The sequence below is a fragment of the Streptomyces sp. NBC_00386 genome, from assembly GCF_036063235.1.
GTDB lineage: Bacteria > Actinomycetota > Actinomycetes > Streptomycetales > Streptomycetaceae > Streptomyces.
The window spans coordinates 5,198,093-5,214,610 of record NZ_CP107950.1; the positions used below are offsets into that span (position 1 = coordinate 5,198,093).

14 protein-coding genes and 1 tRNA gene are annotated in these 16,518 nt (G+C 71.0%); 9 read left to right on the forward strand and 6 right to left on the reverse strand.

Translation table 11 applies throughout. The features are described 5' to 3' along the window. Nucleotides 1-109: 109 nt before the first annotated feature. Nucleotides 110-1,387: a sensor histidine kinase gene (locus tag OG780_RS22945; RefSeq protein WP_328451010.1), complete on the forward strand. Its 1,278-nt coding sequence runs from the start codon at nucleotides 110-112 to the stop codon at nucleotides 1,385-1,387. Beyond that, on the forward strand, nucleotides 1,384-2,064 hold the full coding sequence (locus OG780_RS22950) for a response regulator transcription factor (protein WP_037622332.1): 681 nt from the start codon (nucleotides 1,384-1,386) through the stop codon (nucleotides 2,062-2,064). Before OG780_RS22945 ends, OG780_RS22950 begins: the two co-directional genes overlap by 4 nt. Before the next feature lie 159 nt (nucleotides 2,065-2,223). Here the strand turns inward: OG780_RS22950 and OG780_RS22955 are convergent, their stop codons facing one another. Next, a complete protein-coding gene (locus tag OG780_RS22955; protein WP_328451014.1) occupies nucleotides 2,224-2,889 on the reverse strand; it encodes a DUF461 domain-containing protein in 666 nt (221 codons plus the stop codon). Nucleotides 2,890-3,640: 751 nt separating this feature from the next. On the opposite strand from OG780_RS22955, the gene OG780_RS22960 reads away from it, so the two are divergent. The 6 genes from OG780_RS22960 to OG780_RS22985 all read left to right on the forward strand — a co-directional run bounded on the left by OG780_RS22960 (nucleotide 3,641) and on the right by OG780_RS22985 (nucleotide 10,424). Next, entirely contained in the window at nucleotides 3,641-4,123 is a 483-nt protein-coding gene (locus tag OG780_RS22960; RefSeq protein WP_003953493.1) for a CarD family transcriptional regulator, read from the forward strand. Between the two features lie 354 nt (nucleotides 4,124-4,477). Further along, the gene (ispD, locus tag OG780_RS22965) at nucleotides 4,478-5,230 is read left to right on the forward strand and encodes a 2-C-methyl-D-erythritol 4-phosphate cytidylyltransferase (protein WP_328451016.1); all 753 of its coding nucleotides are present in this window, start codon (nucleotides 4,478-4,480) and stop codon (nucleotides 5,228-5,230) included. After that, complete coding sequence (gene ispF, locus OG780_RS22970; RefSeq protein ID WP_328451018.1) at nucleotides 5,220-5,762, forward strand: 2-C-methyl-D-erythritol 2,4-cyclodiphosphate synthase; 543 nt, start codon at nucleotides 5,220-5,222, stop codon at nucleotides 5,760-5,762. The genes ispD and ispF overlap by 11 nt, the downstream gene beginning before the upstream one ends. Before the next feature lie 362 nt (nucleotides 5,763-6,124). Next, the gene (gene cysS / locus OG780_RS22975; protein ID WP_328451020.1) at nucleotides 6,125-7,525 is read left to right on the forward strand and encodes a cysteine--tRNA ligase; all 1,401 of its coding nucleotides are present in this window, start codon (nucleotides 6,125-6,127) and stop codon (nucleotides 7,523-7,525) included. A 119-nt stretch (nucleotides 7,526-7,644) separates the two neighbouring features. Then, entirely contained in the window at nucleotides 7,645-8,589 is a 945-nt protein-coding gene (rlmB, locus tag OG780_RS22980; protein WP_328451022.1) for a 23S rRNA (guanosine(2251)-2'-O)-methyltransferase RlmB, read from the forward strand. A 116-nt stretch (nucleotides 8,590-8,705) separates the two neighbouring features. Then, nucleotides 8,706-10,424 (forward strand): DoxX family protein, encoded by a 1,719-nt coding sequence (locus OG780_RS22985; protein WP_328451024.1) that lies wholly within the window; start codon nucleotides 8,706-8,708, stop codon nucleotides 10,422-10,424. 170 nt (nucleotides 10,425-10,594) lie between these two features. Here the strand turns inward: OG780_RS22985 and OG780_RS22990 are convergent, their stop codons facing one another. From OG780_RS22990 to OG780_RS23000, 3 genes are all read right to left on the reverse strand, one after another. Continuing rightward, nucleotides 10,595-11,326, reverse strand: coding sequence for a nucleotidyltransferase family protein (locus OG780_RS22990; protein WP_261702030.1), 732 nt, complete (start codon nucleotides 11,324-11,326; stop codon nucleotides 10,595-10,597). Between the two features lie 221 nt (nucleotides 11,327-11,547). Next, nucleotides 11,548-11,994 (reverse strand): hypothetical protein, encoded by a 447-nt coding sequence (locus OG780_RS22995; RefSeq protein WP_328451027.1) that lies wholly within the window; start codon nucleotides 11,992-11,994, stop codon nucleotides 11,548-11,550. 246 nt (nucleotides 11,995-12,240) lie between these two features. Next, a complete protein-coding gene (locus OG780_RS23000; protein WP_328451029.1) occupies nucleotides 12,241-13,377 on the reverse strand; it encodes an ABC transporter ATP-binding protein in 1,137 nt (378 codons plus the stop codon). Nucleotides 13,378-13,617: 240 nt separating this feature from the next. On the opposite strand from OG780_RS23000, the gene OG780_RS23005 reads away from it, so the two are divergent. Then, nucleotides 13,618-13,691 (forward strand) — tRNA-Thr (locus OG780_RS23005). Between the two features lie 53 nt (nucleotides 13,692-13,744). Here the strand turns inward: OG780_RS23005 and OG780_RS23010 are convergent. Then, a complete protein-coding gene (locus tag OG780_RS23010; protein ID WP_328451031.1) occupies nucleotides 13,745-15,214 on the reverse strand; it encodes an FAD-dependent oxidoreductase in 1,470 nt (489 codons plus the stop codon). Then, entirely contained in the window at nucleotides 15,211-16,461 is a 1,251-nt protein-coding gene (locus OG780_RS23015) for an amidohydrolase (RefSeq protein WP_328451033.1), read from the reverse strand. The genes OG780_RS23010 and OG780_RS23015 overlap by 4 nt, the downstream gene beginning before the upstream one ends. Between the last annotated feature and the right edge of the window lie 57 nt (nucleotides 16,462-16,518).

Here is a 16,518-nt window from a genome sequence, read left to right on the forward strand (position 1 = left end):
CACCTCAAGTGAATCAGTACTGGCTCCTGGGTGAACTCTGGGCGACGAGTGTTCGAGCTCGCACTCGGATGGCTGTGGCCAGGAGCGACGGCATGCCTAACCTGGGTGCATGGACGTGAACGCGGCGGTCGCCGCAGCGGCAGCGATCGCCGGAGTACTTACCGGTGTCATCGCCATGCTGGCGTTCCGCTGGAGCGAGCGCGACCAGAAACGCCCGACCCGCAGCTCCCTGCACACCGACGCCGTGCTTCCGCCCGGTGTCGACACCGTGCTGTCCGTGCTCAGGTCGTCCGCGGTCGTACTCGACGAAGCGGACGCCGTGGTCAAGGCCAGCTCGGCGGCGTACGCCCTCGGACTGGTGCGCGGCGGCAAACTGGCCGTCGAACCGATGCTCCACATGGCGCGTGACACCCGCCGTGACGGGGAGATACGTCAGGTGGAACTGGACCTGCCGAGAAGGGGCACGGGACGGGGAGAGGCCCTCGCCGTCCCGGCGAGAGTGGCTCCCCTCGGATCCAGGCTGGTCCTCCTTCTCGTGGAGGACCTGACGGAGGCACGCCGCATCGAAGCGGTGCGGCGGGACTTCGTCGCGAACGTGAGCCATGAACTGAAGACTCCCGTCGGAGCGCTCTCCCTGCTCTCCGAGGCAGTCATGGACGCCTCGGACGACCCGGAGGCCGTCGAGCGGTTCGCCGGACGCATGCAGATAGAGGCCACCCGGCTCACCAACCTCGTCCAGGAGCTCATCGACCTGTCGAGGGTGCAGAACGACGACCCTCTGGAGGACGCCGAACCGGTCCGGGTCGACGAGCTGGTCGCCGAGGCGGTCGACCGCTGCCGCCACCAGGCAGGCGCGAAGCAGATCACCATGGCCGCCGGCGGGACCGCCGACCTGAGTCTGTGGGGGAACCGGGGCCAGCTCGCCGCGGCCCTCGGCAACCTCGTCGAGAACGCCGTCAACTACTCGCCAGCCCGCACCCGCGTCGGGATAGCCGCCCGCCGGGTGACGGCACCTGGTGGGGAACACATCGAGATCGCCGTGACCGACCAGGGAATCGGCATCTCGGACAAGGACAAGGAGCGCATCTTCGAGCGCTTCTACCGTGTCGATCCGGCCCGCTCCCGTGCCACCGGCGGTACGGGCCTCGGGCTGGCGATCGTCAAGCACGTGGCCGCCTCGCACGGCGGGGAGGTCACGGTGTGGAGCTCCGAGGGTCAGGGCTCCACGTTCACCCTGCGGTTGCCCGAGGCGACCGCGGCCCGCGAGCGCGTCACCGATCACCACATGCCCGGACTCGACGAAGAGGACGAGTCCGCGCAGCCCGACGGGACGACCACCGTCACATCCCCGTACGAACCGCTTCCTGCCCCGGAGGTCCTTCCGTGACCCGTGTGCTCGTCGTCGAGGACGAGGAGTCGTTCTCCGACGCCCTGTCGTACATGCTTCGCAAGGAGGGCTTCGAGGTCGCCATCGCGACCACCGGGCCCGACGGACTGGACGAGTTCGAGCGCAACGGCGCCGACCTCGTCCTCCTCGACCTGATGCTGCCGGGCCTGCCCGGCACCGAGGTCTGCCGTCAGCTGCGCGGCCGCTCCAACGTCCCGGTGATCATGGTCACCGCCAAGGACAGCGAGATCGACAAGGTGGTCGGACTCGAAATAGGAGCCGATGACTATGTCACCAAGCCCTTCTCCTCCCGTGAGCTGGTCGCCCGTATCCGGGCCGTCCTGCGCCGCCGCGGGGAGCCGGAGGAGGTGGCTCCCGCCGCCCTGGAGGCCGGTCCGGTACGGATGGACGTCGACCGTCACGTGGTCACCGTCTCCGGCGGCAAGGTCGACCTTCCGCTGAAGGAGTTCGACCTCCTGGAGATGCTGCTGCGCAACGCGGGCCGCGTGCTGACCCGCATGCAGCTCATCGACCGGGTCTGGGGTGCCGACTACGTCGGTGACACCAAGACCCTCGACGTCCACGTCAAGCGCCTGCGCGCGAAGATCGAGCCGGACCCGGGCGCGCCGCGGTACCTGGTGACGGTTCGCGGTCTCGGCTACAAGTTCGAGCCGTAGACCGGCCTCGTCCCCCAGCGGTACGACACGGCACGGCGGTACGGCACGGCGGTACGCCGAAGGGCGGGACCCCTCTCCGGGGGTCCCGCCCTTCGGCGTACCGGACTGCTGTGCGCGCGTACGGCCGCGCGCCGGCCTCTGTCTAGCGCGCCTTCGGCGTCACTGGCCGGCGGACGCCGACGCGGTGGCCGTCGCGCTCGACGACTCGGTCGTGCCGGGCTCGCCCGACGCGGACTCGGACGCGGACGGGGAGCCCGTGGCCGACTCGGACGGCGAGGTGGCCGGGGCCGAGGAGGTCGCAGGCGCCGACGGGATGTCGCTCGGGCCCCACTTGGAGAAGTAGCTCTCGGCCGGGACGACGAAGGCGCTCAGGCTCACGTCACCGGTCTCGCTGAAGGAGAAGGTGACCTTCTGGACGCTGCCGTTCAGGACGGTCTGGGAGGGGCTGGACAGCGCCGCGGAGGCGTTGCCCTCGCCGCCGATGACGACCGAGCCGCCGGCCGGGACGGTCAGCTTGCCCTTGCCCTCGGCGGGCGTGATCTGGGCGGAGCCCTCACCCTCGACGCTGATCGAGTCCAGGGTCTGATCGGTGGTGCCGTTGTTGAACAGCGTCGCGGAGATCACCGCCGGACCGGTGGCCTTCACGTCGGGCTGGGTGATGACGAGCGCGTTCTGGACCTTGACGACGCCCACGGAGGTGGCCGCGTTGTCCGGCTTGACCTCCAGCGTCTGGGCGTCGCTGCCGGCACCACACGCGGCGAGCGAGGCGATCGAGAACGCGATGACGGCGGCGGCGAGAGTGCCGCGTCGAAGGCTGCTGCTCACGGCGGCGGCAACTCCTTGAACGTGGGCGAAGCAGGGCGACCTCTGTGTAAAGCCGCCCTAAGGGTCTGTCAGCGGCCTTAGGTTACCGATCCGTTCCCGCCCGACCGCACCCGACCCTCCCCAAGCCGCCGACTTTGCTCGCCCGAGGGGGAAGAGAGGAGGGAAGAGGGGGTGCGCTCGGGGCCGTCCGGTGCCGGGCGGCGGGCATGCGCACGCGTCCCGGGCGGCGGGCATGCGCCCGCGAGCCCCATTGCGCCGGGTGTGCGCCCCGCCGGACACGATCCGCTCCATCGGCGTGTCCGCTACTTTGACCGCGTCCCGTCCGCCATTCACATAACTTCCGCGGTCTTAGGCCTGCGCATTTCATGGAATGAATGCCCGGCTCTCCGGAAAAGGATCACGGTGTCATCGAGGGCCGTTGAGTACGTGATCATCGAACGTCTTGATCAATTCCGGATTCGGCTCGTACTCGGCTCCGGCCGTCGAACGGAGTAGCGGAACTCGCGCTCTTGGAGCAGGACAAAACGGGATGTTCGGACCTTGGTGACGGGCTCCGGGTGTGTGTAACGTACGCGTTTCACTCCGCATGGACAGCCGCTCCCACCTGCGAATACCCTCTTCCGCTCGCCCCTCGCAGCACGTTCCTGTTGCGGTTGTCAAGCCCCGAGATATGCCCTGACCTGCGAAAACGCCATTCAGAAGACGCCGTTTCCGTGTTACTCTGGATAGCCACGGAAGGGGTACCTGTCACATGACGTTCAAGGTTGGCGACACCGTGGTCTATCCCCATCACGGGGCCGCGCTGATCGAGGCCATCGAAACTCGCCAGATCAAAGGCGTGGACAAGACCTACTTGGTGCTGAAGGTCGCCCAGGGTGACCTGACGGTACGTGTGCCAGCGGACAATGCGGAGTTCGTCGGCGTACGTGATGTGGTCGGTCAGGACGGGCTGGACCGGGTCTTCGAGGTGCTGCGCGCGCCGTACGCCGAGGAGCCCACGAACTGGTCGCGTCGCTACAAGGCAAATCTGGAGAAGCTCGCCTCCGGCGATGTCATCAAGGTCGCGGAAGTCGTGCGTGACCTGTGGCGTCGTGAGCGCGAGCGCGGACTCTCCGCAGGTGAGAAGCGCATGCTCGCCAAGGCGCGCCAGATTCTGGTGAGCGAGCTCGCCCTCGCGGAGAACACCAACGAGGACAAGGCCGAGGCCCTGCTCGACGAGGTTCTCGCGTCCTGACGTCGGCTCAGTCGCCGAGACGCGAGCCGTCTTGACGTACGCCCGAGCCCGCGCAGAAGCGCAATGAAATGCCGCGGTGCCCGATGACGCAATTGCCAAATTGCTGTCGCCGGGCGCTGCGGCATGTTCGTACCCGCACCCATTCGGTCAACCGGACGTTCACCCGGCATCGGCTTTCCCGCGGTATACCGGCGTAACCGATACTTGGGATACCGACCCGGGCGGTCGACTTGACCGGATGTCACGGAAGGGTCCGGTCAGGGCGTCGCGCCCGGCGCTCCCCCGGCTCTCCGAGCAGGGGGTACCCCCAGGCCATACCCATCCCGGTCGAGCACACAAACCTGACAGGAACCGATGTCTGACGTTTCGCTCCCTTCGCCGCCGGAGGCCCGCACCGCCGCGGTGATCCCGGCCGCCGGACGAGGTGTGCGCCTCGGTCCGGGTGCCCCCAAGGCGCTCCGCGCGCTGAACGGCACGCCCATGCTCATCCACGCCGTCCGCGCGATGGCCGCATCGCGCGCCGTCTCCCTGGTCGTCGTCGTGGCTCCGCCGGACGGCACGGCCGAGGTCAAGACGCTGCTCGACGCGCACGCGCTGCCCGAGCGCACCGACTTCCTCGTCGTCCCGGGCGGTGACAGCCGCCAGGAGTCCGTGAAGTACGGCCTCGACGCGCTGCCGCCCGGCATCGACATCGTCCTCGTGCACGACGCGGCCCGGCCGCTCGTCCCCGTGGACACCGTGGACGCCGTCATCGAGGCCGTACGGGACGGCGCTCCCGCCGTCGTACCGGCGCTGCCGCTCGCCGACACCGTCAAGGAGGTCGAGCCCGCGGCCGTCGCCGGGGAGCCCGAGCCGGTCGTGGCCACGCCCGAACGCGCGCGGCTGCGTGCCGTCCAGACGCCCCAGGGCTTCGACCGCGAGACACTGGTGCGGGCCCACGAGACCGTCACCGACGACGTGACCGACGACGCGAGCATGGCCGAGCAGTTGGGCGTGCGGGTCGTGGTCGTGCCGGGTCACGAGGAGGCGTTCAAGGTGACGCGTCCGCTGGATCTGGTGCTGGCGGAGGCGGTTCTCGCGCGGCGGAGGCTCAACGATGGGTTCTGAGACACCGGAGCCGACGGCCGGACCGGGGCGTGGCCAGGGCCCCGTCCAGGGCCTGGTGCTCCCGCTGGTCGGGATCGGCACCGACATCCACGCCTTCGAGGAAGGGCGGGAGCTGTGGTGTGCCGGCCTGAAGTGGGAGGGGGAGGGCCCCGGACTCGCCGGGCACTCCGACGCGGACGTCGTCGCGCACGCCGCGTGCAACGCGCTCTTCTCGGCGGCGGGCCTCGGTGACCTCGGGGCCCACTTCGGCACCGGACGCCCGGAGTGGTCCGGGGCGCCCGGGGTCGTGCTGCTGACGGAGGCGGCGCGGATCGTCCGCGAGGCCGGCTTCGTCGTCGGCAATGTCGCGGTCCAGGTCGTCGGACCCCGTCCGAAGATCGGCAAGAGGCGGGACGAGGCCCAGAAGATCCTGTCGGACGCGGTGGGGGCGCCGGTGTCGGTGTCGGGCGCCACGACGGACGGGCTCGGGTTCCCCGGCCGCGACGAGGGTCTGATGGCGGTCGCCACGGCGCTGGTCGTGCGGGCGGGCTGAGAGCAGCGGCTGTCCGGTTGGACTGAGAGCAGCGGCTGTCCGGGCGGAGCGGGAGCGCAGGCCTTCCGGGCGCGGCGGGACCGCCTTCCCGTGACGGTCGACGCCGCCGTGCGGGTGGAGCGGGAGCAGCGGCTGTCCGGGTGCGCCGGGGAGGGCCTCCCGTGGCGGTTGATACCGCCGTCCGGGTGGTCCGGGACCGGGGCGGGGACTGCCCCGACGCTCCCCGGTCCGCCCGCTGTTCGCCCGAAAGGTCCGTCCCGGGACGCCCGGCGGGCGGCGAGGTCCCTCCGTATGTCACGAATACGTGGCCTTGCCGCGGAAAGGGGCGCGGGGCACTGCCCGGGGCCCACTACCCTGGAGTGGTGACTATTCGCCTGTACGACACCAGCGCCCGGCAGATCCGTGACTTCACCCCGCTAGTGCCGGGTTGCGTCTCGATCTACCTCTGTGGCGCGACCGTGCAGGCCGCACCGCACATCGGGCACATCCGCTCGGGTCTCAACTTCGACATCATGCGCCGCTGGTTCGCGTACCGCGGATATGACGTGACGTTCATCAGGAACGTCACGGACATCGACGACAAGATCATCAAGAAGTCGGCGGCCGAGGGCCGCCCCTGGTGGTCCATCGGCTACGGCAACGAGCGCGCCTTCAACGACGGTTACGACGCGCTCGGCTGCCTCCCGCCCACGTACGAACCCCGTGCCACCGGCCACATCCCCGAGATGATCGAGATGATGCGCGGGCTCATCGAGCGCGGTCACGCGTACGCGGCCGACGGGAACGTCTACTTCGACGTGCGGTCGTTCGAGGGCTATCTCCAGCTCTCCAACCAGGAGCTCGACAACCTGCTCCAGCCGTCCGGCGAGGGGGAGACGGGCAAGCGCGACCCGCGTGACTTCGCCATGTGGAAGGCCGTGAAGCCGGGCGAGCCCAGCTGGGAGACGCCCTGGGGCCGCGGCCGTCCGGGCTGGCACCTGGAGTGCTCGGCCATGGCCCACAAGTACCTGGGCAGCGCCTTCGACATCCACGGCGGCGGGCTCGACCTGATCTTCCCGCACCACGAGAACGAGATCGCCCAGGCCAAGGCTTTCGGGGACGAGTTCGCGAAGTACTGGGTGCACAACGCCTGGGTCACCCTCAAGGGCGACAAGATGTCGAAGTCCCTCGGGAACTCGGTCCTCGTGTCCACGATGACCGAGGCGTGGCGTCCCATCGTGCTGCGCTACTACCTCGGCACCCCGCACTACCGCTCCATGATCGAGTACAGCGAGGAAGCCCTGCGTGACGCCGAGTCGGCGTTCGCGCGCATCGAGGGCTTCGTGCAGCGGGTGGTCGAGAAGGCGGGGGGCGTCGTCGAGCCGTCCGCCGAGGTGCCGCCCGCGTTCGCCGAGGCGATGGACGACGACCTGGGTGTCCCGCAGGCGCTCGCCATCGTGCACACGACGGTCCGCCAGGGGAACTCCGCCCTGGCCGCCGACGACAAGGAAGCCGCCGTCGCCCGCCTCGCCGAGGTACGGGCCATGCTCGGCGTCCTCGGACTCGATCCCCTCGACCCGCAGTGGGCCGAGGAGGGCGACCGCGGCGACGATCTGCACGGAGTCGTCGACACCCTCGTCCATCTGGTCCTCGGCCAGCGCGAGGCCGCCCGGGCCCGCAAGGACTGGGCCGCCGCGGACGCCATCCGCGACCAGCTCAACCAGTCCGGCCTGGTCATCGAGGACAGCCCGCAGGGGCCGCGCTGGACGCTCGGACCGCGCTGACGGCCCGCTCCGGCGACCCCGGCCGACCCCGGTCGGTCTTGATCGATTGTGCCGCCCGGACCTCCGGGCGGCACACTTCATATACGTACGCACGCACGTCTCACACAGACAGGTAGGTCATGGCTGCTAACAACCGCCGCATGTCCGGCAAGAAGGGCGCGCAGGTCGGCAGTGGCGGCCAGCGACGCCGGGGCCTGGAAGGCAAGGGTCCGACCCCGCCCGCCGAGGCGCGCAAGGGTCACAAGAAGAACCGCGTCGCCAACGCCAAGGCGAAGCAGATCGTCCGCCGCCCCGCCCACCCCAAGGGCCGCGGTGGCAAGGGCACGTCCGAGATGGTCGTCGGCCGCAACTCCGTCGTCGAGGCGCTGCGCGAGGGCGTCCCCGCGATGACGCTGTACGTGCAGCAGTTCATCGACAACGACGAGCGGGTCCGCGAGGCGCTCCAGCTCGTCGCCGAGCGCGGCGGCATCCACCTGATGGAGGCCCCGCGTCCCGAGCTGGACCGCATGACCAACGGGCTCAACCACCAGGGCCTCGTCCTCCAGGTCCCGCCGTACGAGTACGCGCACCCCGAGGACCTCGCCGCCGCCGCGTACGACGAGGGCCAGGACCCGCTGATCGTCGCCCTCGACGGCGTGACCGACCCGCGCAACCTCGGAGCGGTCGTCCGTTCCGCCTCCGCCTTCGGCGGCCACGGCGTCGTCGTGCCCGAGCGGCGCGCGGCCGGCATGACCGCCGGTGCCTGGAAGACGTCGGCCGGTGCCGCCGCCCGTACGCCCGTCGCGCGCGCCTCCAACCTGACGCGGGCCCTGGAGTCGTACAAGAAGGCAGGCCTCGTGGTGGTCGGTCTGGCCGCGGACGGCGAGGTCGAGGTCGGTGACCTGGAGGCGCTGGGCGGCCCCGTCGTCATCGTCGTCGGCAGCGAGGGCAAGGGTCTGTCCCGGCTCGTCGGCGAGACCTGCGACTTCCGGGTGCGGATCCCGATGCCCGGTGGCGCGGAGTCGCTGAACGCCGGTGTGGCGGCGGGAGTTGTGCTGTACGAGGCCGCGCGCCGCCGCGCCTGACCCGGCGTACGGGCGGTCATCCTCGTGGTGTGACCGGGGTGTTCGGAACGATCTTGACGCGGTCCGGACAGTCGGCGTGGTCAAAGCAGTGTCCTAACCACACGTCACTCGGTTAGATGAGTGTGGACACCAGAACACCCCGCACACCCACGGGGGACCGCTCGTCGGGATTCGACGACGTTCCCGCGCTGAGCATGGTGAAGGTGCCGAGCGATCCGGCGCAGGTCATCGTCAACCATGCGAGCTTCCGCGTCCAGTTGGCGGGTGCGTCACGGGGCCAGTCCCCGCGCATCGCGCGGCACTCGGGCTCTCCCGGCGCCGGTGCGCCGGGCCGACCGGGCGGGGCCGGTCCGGCCGGCGGGTCCCGCCGCCGTGCGCCCGTCGTCTGGAGCGGGAAGTCCGCGCCGGACGACACCGGCGCCCACCGCCTGCTCCAGGCAGTACGGAGCGCGGGCGTGACCCACGGCTCCACCGGGCCGACGGCCGACGCCGGTTCGACCCGGGTCATCCCGCGCATCGGCGAACAGCCGGGCTACGCGGGCGACCTGACCGTCGACACGGTCGAGACGCCCCTCGTCGGCAGCCAGCGCGCCCCCCTCGGCGAAGAGCAGCGGCTACTGCCCCGGATGCGCAACGTGGGCAGCGCCTACGACGAACCGCGGTACGGCGGTCCGCCCTACGGCGAACACGCCTACACGGACGCCGACTTCGGGGACGACGACGGCTACGAGGACGACGACTACGACACAGCCGCGGGCGACGCCCCCGTCAGGCGGCGCGGCTCCGACTCGGTCCGGCACGCCTATCACCCCGGGCGCCGGATGAACCTGGGCGTGGTGCTGCTCCCGCTGCGCGTCTTCCTCGGATGCATCTCCGTCTACGCCGGCATGAGCAAGCTCTGCGACCCCGTCTACTTCGACGGCGGCAAGCGCGGCTCCATGGTGAAGTGGCTCAACACGCTGCACCCGTGGGAAGTCGCCGAGCCGCTGCGGCAGTTCGCGCTCCACCACCCCGTCGGCTCCGGACTCGTCATCGCCTTCTTCCAGGTCATCGTCGGTGTTCTGACCGTCCTCGGGCTGTGGCAGCGGGTGGCGGCCGTCGTCGGCGCGACGCTGTCGGCGGCGCTCATCGTCACCGTCAGCTGGAAGACGGTGCCCGTGTACGACACGCCCGACATCATCTACCTCGCCGCCTGGTCCCCGCTGATCATCGCGGGCGCCCCGGTCTACTCCGCCGACGGACGGCTCTCCAGCGAGGCCTGGCGCACGCTCGGACCGCGCGCCGACATCTGGGACCTGCGTGCCCGCGTGCTGCGGCGCGGCGCGCTGCTCACGGCCGTCGCGGTCGGACTGACGCTGCTCATCGGATCGCTCCTCGGCGGCGCCGTCCGCGACTCCAGCCGGATCGTGGTACCCGGTCCCGGCGAGGCCCCGCGCAACGAACTGCCCGGTTCCCCGCTCCCCGAGACGCCAGGCGAACGGCACCAGAAGGCCACCCCCTCGGCCTCGAAGGCGCCCACCCGGAGCAGCTCCGCGACTCCGTCGCACACGGCGGGCACGCCGGACGCGACCCGGGAGACCGGCTCCTCCGGCGGCGGGCAGCAGCCCAGCCAGACCCAGGGCAGCGGGCAGGCCCCGCCCCAGCAGTCCTCGCCGGTCGGTGAGGCCCCGAGCACCAGTGTGGGCCCCTCCAGCAGCGGCGGCTCGTCGACCGGCGGCAGTGGCGGCAGCGGCGGCACCGGCAGCGCCGGAGGCACGGGGACGGGGAGCGGCACCTCCACCGGCGGCGGCTCGTCCACCGGTCAGCCGGGCCTGGTGGGCGGTCTGCTGGGCTGACGTCTCACCGAGGCGCGGGCGGCCCGCCAGGCCGGGCGCGACGACGGCAGGGCCCCGCACACGGATGTGCGGGGCCCTGCCGTCGTGTCGTCGCGCGCCCGCGGTCCCGCTCTCGCAGCGCCTCGGCCGTCCGGCGCCCGGGTGCCCCTCGTAGGGCCGTGCGGGGGTCTCTAGCGGCCCAGGGCCGCGAGTTCCTTCGCCGCCTCCGTGAGGTCCTTGGCGGTGTCGATGGCGCGCCAGTAGGCGCCCTGCGGGATCGGGAAGCCGGACAGCCGGCGTTCGCGGGCCAGGCGCGGGAACGTGGTGCGCTCGTGGTCGCCGCGCTCGGGGAGCATGTCGGTGAACTCGGGCGAGAAGACGTAGACGCCCGCGTTGATCTCGAAGGTGGAGGGCGGGGCCTCGATGAAGTCCGTGATGTGACCGAAGCCGTCCGTCTTGACGGCGCCCCACGGGATGCGCGGACGGGCCAGGGCGAGCGTGGCGACGGCGTCGCGCTCGGCGTGGAAGTCCGCCATGTCGCGCAGCGAGAAACGGGTCCAGATGTCGCCGTTCGTCGCGTACCAGGGCAGGTCGGGGTGCGGCAGATGCGCGGCCGCGTACTTGAGGCCGCCGCCGCGGCCGAGGGGCTCCGTCTCGACGACCGTCGTGACGTTGAGCGGGAGGTCGGCCGAGTCCAGCCACTTCTGGAGGACGTCGGCGAGGTGACCGCAGGAGACGACGACGTCGGTCACGCCTTCTTCGGCGAGCCAGGTGAGCTGGTGGCCGATGATCGGTGTCCCGGTGCCGGGGATCTCGACCATCGGCTTGGGCCGGTCGTCGGTGTAGGGACGCAGCCGGGAACCCTGGCCGCCGGCCAGGACGACGGCTTGAACGGGGCGCGACGCGGCGTTCGGATCGGTCATGTTCGAACTGTACGTGGCGCCCCGCACGCGGTTCCCCGCGGCAACCGTTCCTTAACCGGCTGTTACCGCGGTGGGCCGTGAAGGGCCGTACCCCTCGGAGGGAGCTGTGGTCTCCGAGGGGAACCGGCCCGGGGTGCGGACCCGGGCGCGTGAACGGGCCCGGGTGCAGGTACGGGCCGGGCGCACCTACGGGGGCCAGGTGCGGGCCGGGTGCGGTGACCTCAGGAGCGGGCCGCGACCCCCGAGGCGAACGCCGTGTCGCACACGGGCCGGGCGTAGGACTGGGCGCGCGTCGGCCCGTACGCGCGGACCGCGGCGCGGCCGAGGGCGCGGGCGATGGTGACGCAGTGCTTCGCGAGCGACGGCCGGCCGTTCACCGCCTGCTGGAGGTGGGTGAGGGCCACACCCGGGTTCTTCTCCTGGAGTTCCAGGAGAAGCCTGTCGCGCAGGACGTCCTGCGGGGCGCGGGAGACGGCTCGCGTCGAGACCTCCTCGGAGGACGCGGTGAGCACCGAGCTCGCGGGATTCCCCGACCAGTTGACTTGGGTGACCGCGAGAGTCCCGGAGAGCACCAGGACGACAGGCAGAACGAGGGCGAGGGTGCGGCCGATCTGGCGGGCGGGGCCGCGGCCACGCCGGGGCCGCTGGTTAGTAGTGGAGTGCTTCACGCGAGTGAGGGTAGCGCGGGGTGATGATTTGGCGACATTTAGTCACCAGTTCGAGGGACGGAGAAGTTGGTTTTTCTGGGTAGCGGGTTGACGCGCGACTATCGCGCGAAGGGCGAAATGCCCGGTCTGCCGGGGTATTTGTCGACAACGAAGAGGGCCCCGCGGCCGGCCGCGGGGCCCTCTTCGTCAACGTGGGTGAATTCAACCCTTACGGGGGTGAGTGCTTTCGCCCGGATGACGCGGACGTCAGTCGGACAGGCGCTCGCCCGTCGAGGTGGAGAACACGTGGATCTCGCCCGGACGCGGCACGACGTGCAGCGTGGCGCCCTTGTCCGGGACGGCGCGGCCGCTGACGCGGACGACGAGGTCCTTGTGCTCGTCGCCGACCTTGGCGGAGCCGTAGACGTAGCCGTCGGCGCCGAGCTCCTCGACGACGTTCACGGAGACGGCGAGACCGGCCGGGGCGTCCTCGGAGTCCTTGGAGAGCGACTTGGCGGCCTCGCCGTTGTGCTCGACGACATCGAAGTGCTCGGGGCGGACGCCGACGGTGACCGTGCGGTCGCCCCTGTCGGCGGCGGCCGAGAGGGCCTCGCGGCTGACCGGGACGACGCTGTTGCCGAACTTCACGCCGCCGTCGGTGATCGGGACCTCGACCAGGTTCATGGCCGGGGAGCCGATGAAGCCGGCGACGAAGAGGTTGACCGGGCGGTCGTACATGTTGCGCGGCGAGTCGACCTGCTGGAGCAGACCGTCCTTGAGCACGGCCACGCGGTCGCCCATGGTCATGGCCTCGACCTGGTCGTGGGTGACGTACACCGTGGTGATGCCGAGGCGGCGCTGGAGCGAGGCGATCTGCGTACGCGTCGACACGCGGAGCTTGGCGTCGAGGTTCGACAGCGGCTCGTCCATGAGGAAGACCTGGGGCTCACGCACGATGGCGCGGCCCATGGCGACACGCTGGCGCTGACCGCCGGAGAGGGCCTTCGGCTTGCGGCCGAGGTACTCGGTGAGGTCGAGGATCTTCGCCGCGTCCTCGACCTTCTGGCGGATCTCGGCCTTGTTGACGCCGGCGATCTTGAGCGCGAAGCCCATGTTGTCGGCGACGGTCATGTGCGGGTACAGCGCGTAGTTCTGGAACACCATCGCGATGTCCCGGTCCTTGGGCGGCAGGTGCGTGACGTCGCGGTCGCCGATGCGGATGGCGCCGCCGTTCACGTCCTCGAGCCCCGCGAGCATGCGGAGCGAGGTGGACTTGCCGCAGCCGGAGGGACCGACGAGGACGAGGAACTCGCCGTCCGCGATGTCGATCTCGAGAGCGTCGACGGCGGGCTTCTCGGAACCCGGGTAGATCCGGGTCGCTTTGTCGAACGAGACAGTGGCCATGGTGATGGGCCCCCTTCACCGGCAGGAACGTGCCGGACGATCCGTTGTAAAGGTGGTGAACCACTATGGAAACGCCCATAGTGGTGTAGTCCACATGAGTGAACCGGGTCAGGACGCTACCTGGCGTTCATGTGTTCTGTCAGCACCCCGGGACCGGTGAAGTTCGCGGAAACTCCCGACGGCTCCCCGCGGCGACCTGGGTACACTGCACGGGCACGCACGCCTCCACGCGCGCGGCACGCCTCCTTAGCTCAGATGGCCAGAGCAACGCACTTGTAATGCGTAGGTCGTCGGTTCGAATCCGACAGGGGGCTCCGGAAAAGGCCAGGTCACATGGTTCGTGACCTGGCCGGAAGAGCGGGTCGGCTCATGTCGTGCCGCCGGGCTCGGCCGAGGCCGTCTTCAGGAGCTGCTTCACCGCCGTGCGGCATATTCCGCAGCCCGTCGTCGCCCGTGTCGTGCGGGCTATCGCCGAAACCGTACGGGCGCCACTCGACCAGGACTCCAGGATGCGGGACTTGGGGACGTTGCGGCAGTAGCAGACCGGTGAGTCCTGGCCGATGTCCGGACTGTCGGGCGCCAGATCGCCCCGGGGGCCGGGGAGCCGGGCGAGCCGGGCGAGCTCGTGGGGGGTCAGGACGCGGCGGTCCCGGCAGGCCTGGGTGAGGACACCGGTGTCCGGGTGGTCACCGAGGATGGTCGCGCCCAGGATCCGGCCCCGGCTCAGCACGATGCGCTGGTAGCGGCCCGAGTCCGGGTCCGTGTCGGTCAGGACCTCGAAGGAACCGTCGGTGGAATCCTGCGGATGGCATGCGCCGATCAGCGTCAGGTCGATGTCGTCGGCCTTGAGGCGGGTCACGGGCACCACCGGCGCGGGGGCGCTCGTGAGGGTGCCGGTGATGGCGTCGGCGGCTGTCTTCGCCTGGGACCAGGCGTCGTCGACCAGGCGCGACACCCTGCCGGACAGCTGGGTGCAGTCGCCGATCGCGTAGATCGCGGAATCGCTGGTGCGCATGGACGCGTCGACGGCGACGCCCTCGCCGACCGTCAGCCCGGCGGCCGCGGCCAGGCCGGTCTCGGGGGTGACCCCACAGGCCACGATCAGGAGATCGGCGGGGACGACGGTGCCGTCGGTGAGCTCCACGCCGGTCATCCGCTCCTCCCCGGTCCCGGTGTGGAATCCGGCGCGTACTCGGCTCACCACAGCGCCCCGGCGCACCGCGACGCCGAGCTCCGCCAGCTGGCCGGTCAGCATGTCGGCCGCCTGGCGGCTGAGTTGACGGTTCATCACGGTGTCGGTGGGGTGCAGGACCGTCACCTGGACGCCGCGTCCCGCGAGCGCCCGCGCCGCCTCCAGGCCGAGCAGCCCCCCGCCCAGGACCAGCGCCCGGGAGCCGCGATGCGCGCCCCGCAGAATGCCGTGGCAGTCCTCCAGGGTGCGAAAGCCCACCGCGCCTCGCACCAGCGTGCCGTCGTCCAGCCGCAGTCCGGGGATGTCGGGGATCGTGGAGGTGCTCCCGGTGGCCAGGACCAGACTGTCGTAGGGGTGGGTGCCGCCGTCGCCGGTGATCACCTCCTGCCGCTCGCGGTCGATGCGTACGGCGCTCACCCCGGTGTGCACCGTGGCACCGCGCTGGTCCGCCGGGCGGTCGAAGATGTCGTCCTCGTCGATCTGGCCGGCCAGGACGTCGGTGAGCAGGATGCGGTTGTACGGGGCGCAGCGTTCGGCGCCCAGAACGGTGATGGCGATGGCCGGGTCCCGGCGGCGCAGTTCGCGCACGGCACGCGCGCCCGCCATGCCGTTGCCGATCACGACCACCCGCTTCGGGGTCTTCATCGGGGCTCCATCCATGCCAGGGCCGCGCTGACCAGGGCCCGGACGCCGGTGGCGAGGGTCGGTCGGACGACGGGCGCGAAGTGGGACGAGTGGTTCTGCGCGATGTCCTCGGCGATCCGGCCGGCCAGGAAGGCCCGGGTGTACTCCTCGGCGTCGAGGCCGCCGAAGAACCAGAAGACCGCGGGGACCTGGGCGGCCGACGCGAGGAGGCCGAAGTCCTCGCTGGCGCTGTTGGGCCCCACCGGGATCACCGCGCCTTCACCGAAGTGCGCCCGGTGCGCGTCGGCGACACGCTCGGTGGCCGCGGGGTCGTTGACGGTGTTGGGCAGGGAGCACACCGAGGTGATCTCGGCGTCCTTGGGGGCGCCCGCGGCCAGCACCTCCGCCTTGACCAGCCGTTCGACGGTGGCCAGCACGAGGTCCCGGGTCTCGGCCGACGACGTCCTTATGTTGACGGCGAGTTCGGCCTCGTCGGGGATGGTCGCCGCGGTGGTGCCACCGCGGATCGAGCCCACGGTCACCACGACGGGTTCGCTCGCGGCCACCGTCCGCGAGACCACCGTCTGGAGCCGGGTGACGACCGAGGCGGCCATCACGACCGGGTCCACCGCCGATTCCGGCTTGGAGCCGTGGCCGCCGCGGCCGAAGAGGCGGATCCTGATGTTGTCGGTGCCGCCCATGACCGTGCCCGGGCAGGTGGCGACAAGCCCGGCGGGGCCGGGGCCGACGTGCTGGCCGAGGACGACCTCGGGCATGGGGAAGCGCTCGAACAGGCCGTCCTGGACCATGGCCCGTGCCCCGAAGCCGCTCTCCTCGCCGGGCTGGAAGACCGCGACCAGGGTGCCGTGCCAGGTGTCGCGGGCCGCGGCGAACAGGGCGCACGCGCCGAGCAGGGCCGCGACATGCATGTCGTGCCCGCAGGCGTGCATGACGGGGACCTTCTCGCCGCTCTCGTCGATGGCGGTCTCCGTGCTCGCGTACGGCAGTCCGGTACGTTCCTCGACGGGCAGCGCGTCCATGTCCGCGCGGAGCATCACGACCGGGCCCGCGCCGTTGCGCAGTACGCCGACGACGCCGGTGCGGCCGACGCCGGAGGTGACGTCCCAGCCCTGTTCCGTCAGCAGGCCGGCCACGACGGCGGCGGTTCGTTTCTCCTGGAAGGCGAGTTCGGGGTGGGCGTGCAGGTCCCGGTAGACACCCTCCAGGTCCGGCAGCAGGCCGTCCAGACGGTCGAAGAGCACGGACATGGTTCTGGTTCTCCCTTGGTTTGACGGCGGGGGCGCTTGGACGGGACGCCGGACCCG

Excerpts from the sequence above, each read along its gene's own strand:
- OG780_RS22945 (WP_328451010.1), top strand. The coding sequence starts at position 110 with ATGGACGTGAACGCGGCGGTCGCCGCAGCGGCAGCGATCGCCGGAGTA.
- OG780_RS22960 (WP_003953493.1), top strand. The coding sequence starts at position 3,641 with ATGACGTTCAAGGTTGGCGACACCGTGGTCTATCCCCATCACGGGGCC.
- ispD (WP_328451016.1), top strand. The coding sequence starts at position 4,478 with ATGTCTGACGTTTCGCTCCCTTCGCCGCCGGAGGCCCGCACCGCCGCG.
- ispF (WP_328451018.1), top strand. The coding sequence starts at position 5,220 with ATGGGTTCTGAGACACCGGAGCCGACGGCCGGACCGGGGCGTGGCCAG.
- rlmB (WP_328451022.1), top strand. The coding sequence starts at position 7,645 with ATGGCTGCTAACAACCGCCGCATGTCCGGCAAGAAGGGCGCGCAGGTC.
- OG780_RS22985 (WP_328451024.1), top strand. The coding sequence starts at position 8,706 with ATGAGTGTGGACACCAGAACACCCCGCACACCCACGGGGGACCGCTCG.
- OG780_RS22990 (WP_261702030.1), bottom strand. The coding sequence starts at position 11,326 with ATGACCGATCCGAACGCCGCGTCGCGCCCCGTTCAAGCCGTCGTCCTG.
- OG780_RS23000 (WP_328451029.1), bottom strand. The coding sequence starts at position 13,377 with ATGGCCACTGTCTCGTTCGACAAAGCGACCCGGATCTACCCGGGTTCC.
- OG780_RS23010 (WP_328451031.1), bottom strand. The coding sequence starts at position 15,214 with ATGAAGACCCCGAAGCGGGTGGTCGTGATCGGCAACGGCATGGCGGGC.
- OG780_RS23015 (WP_328451033.1), bottom strand. The coding sequence starts at position 16,461 with ATGTCCGTGCTCTTCGACCGTCTGGACGGCCTGCTGCCGGACCTGGAG.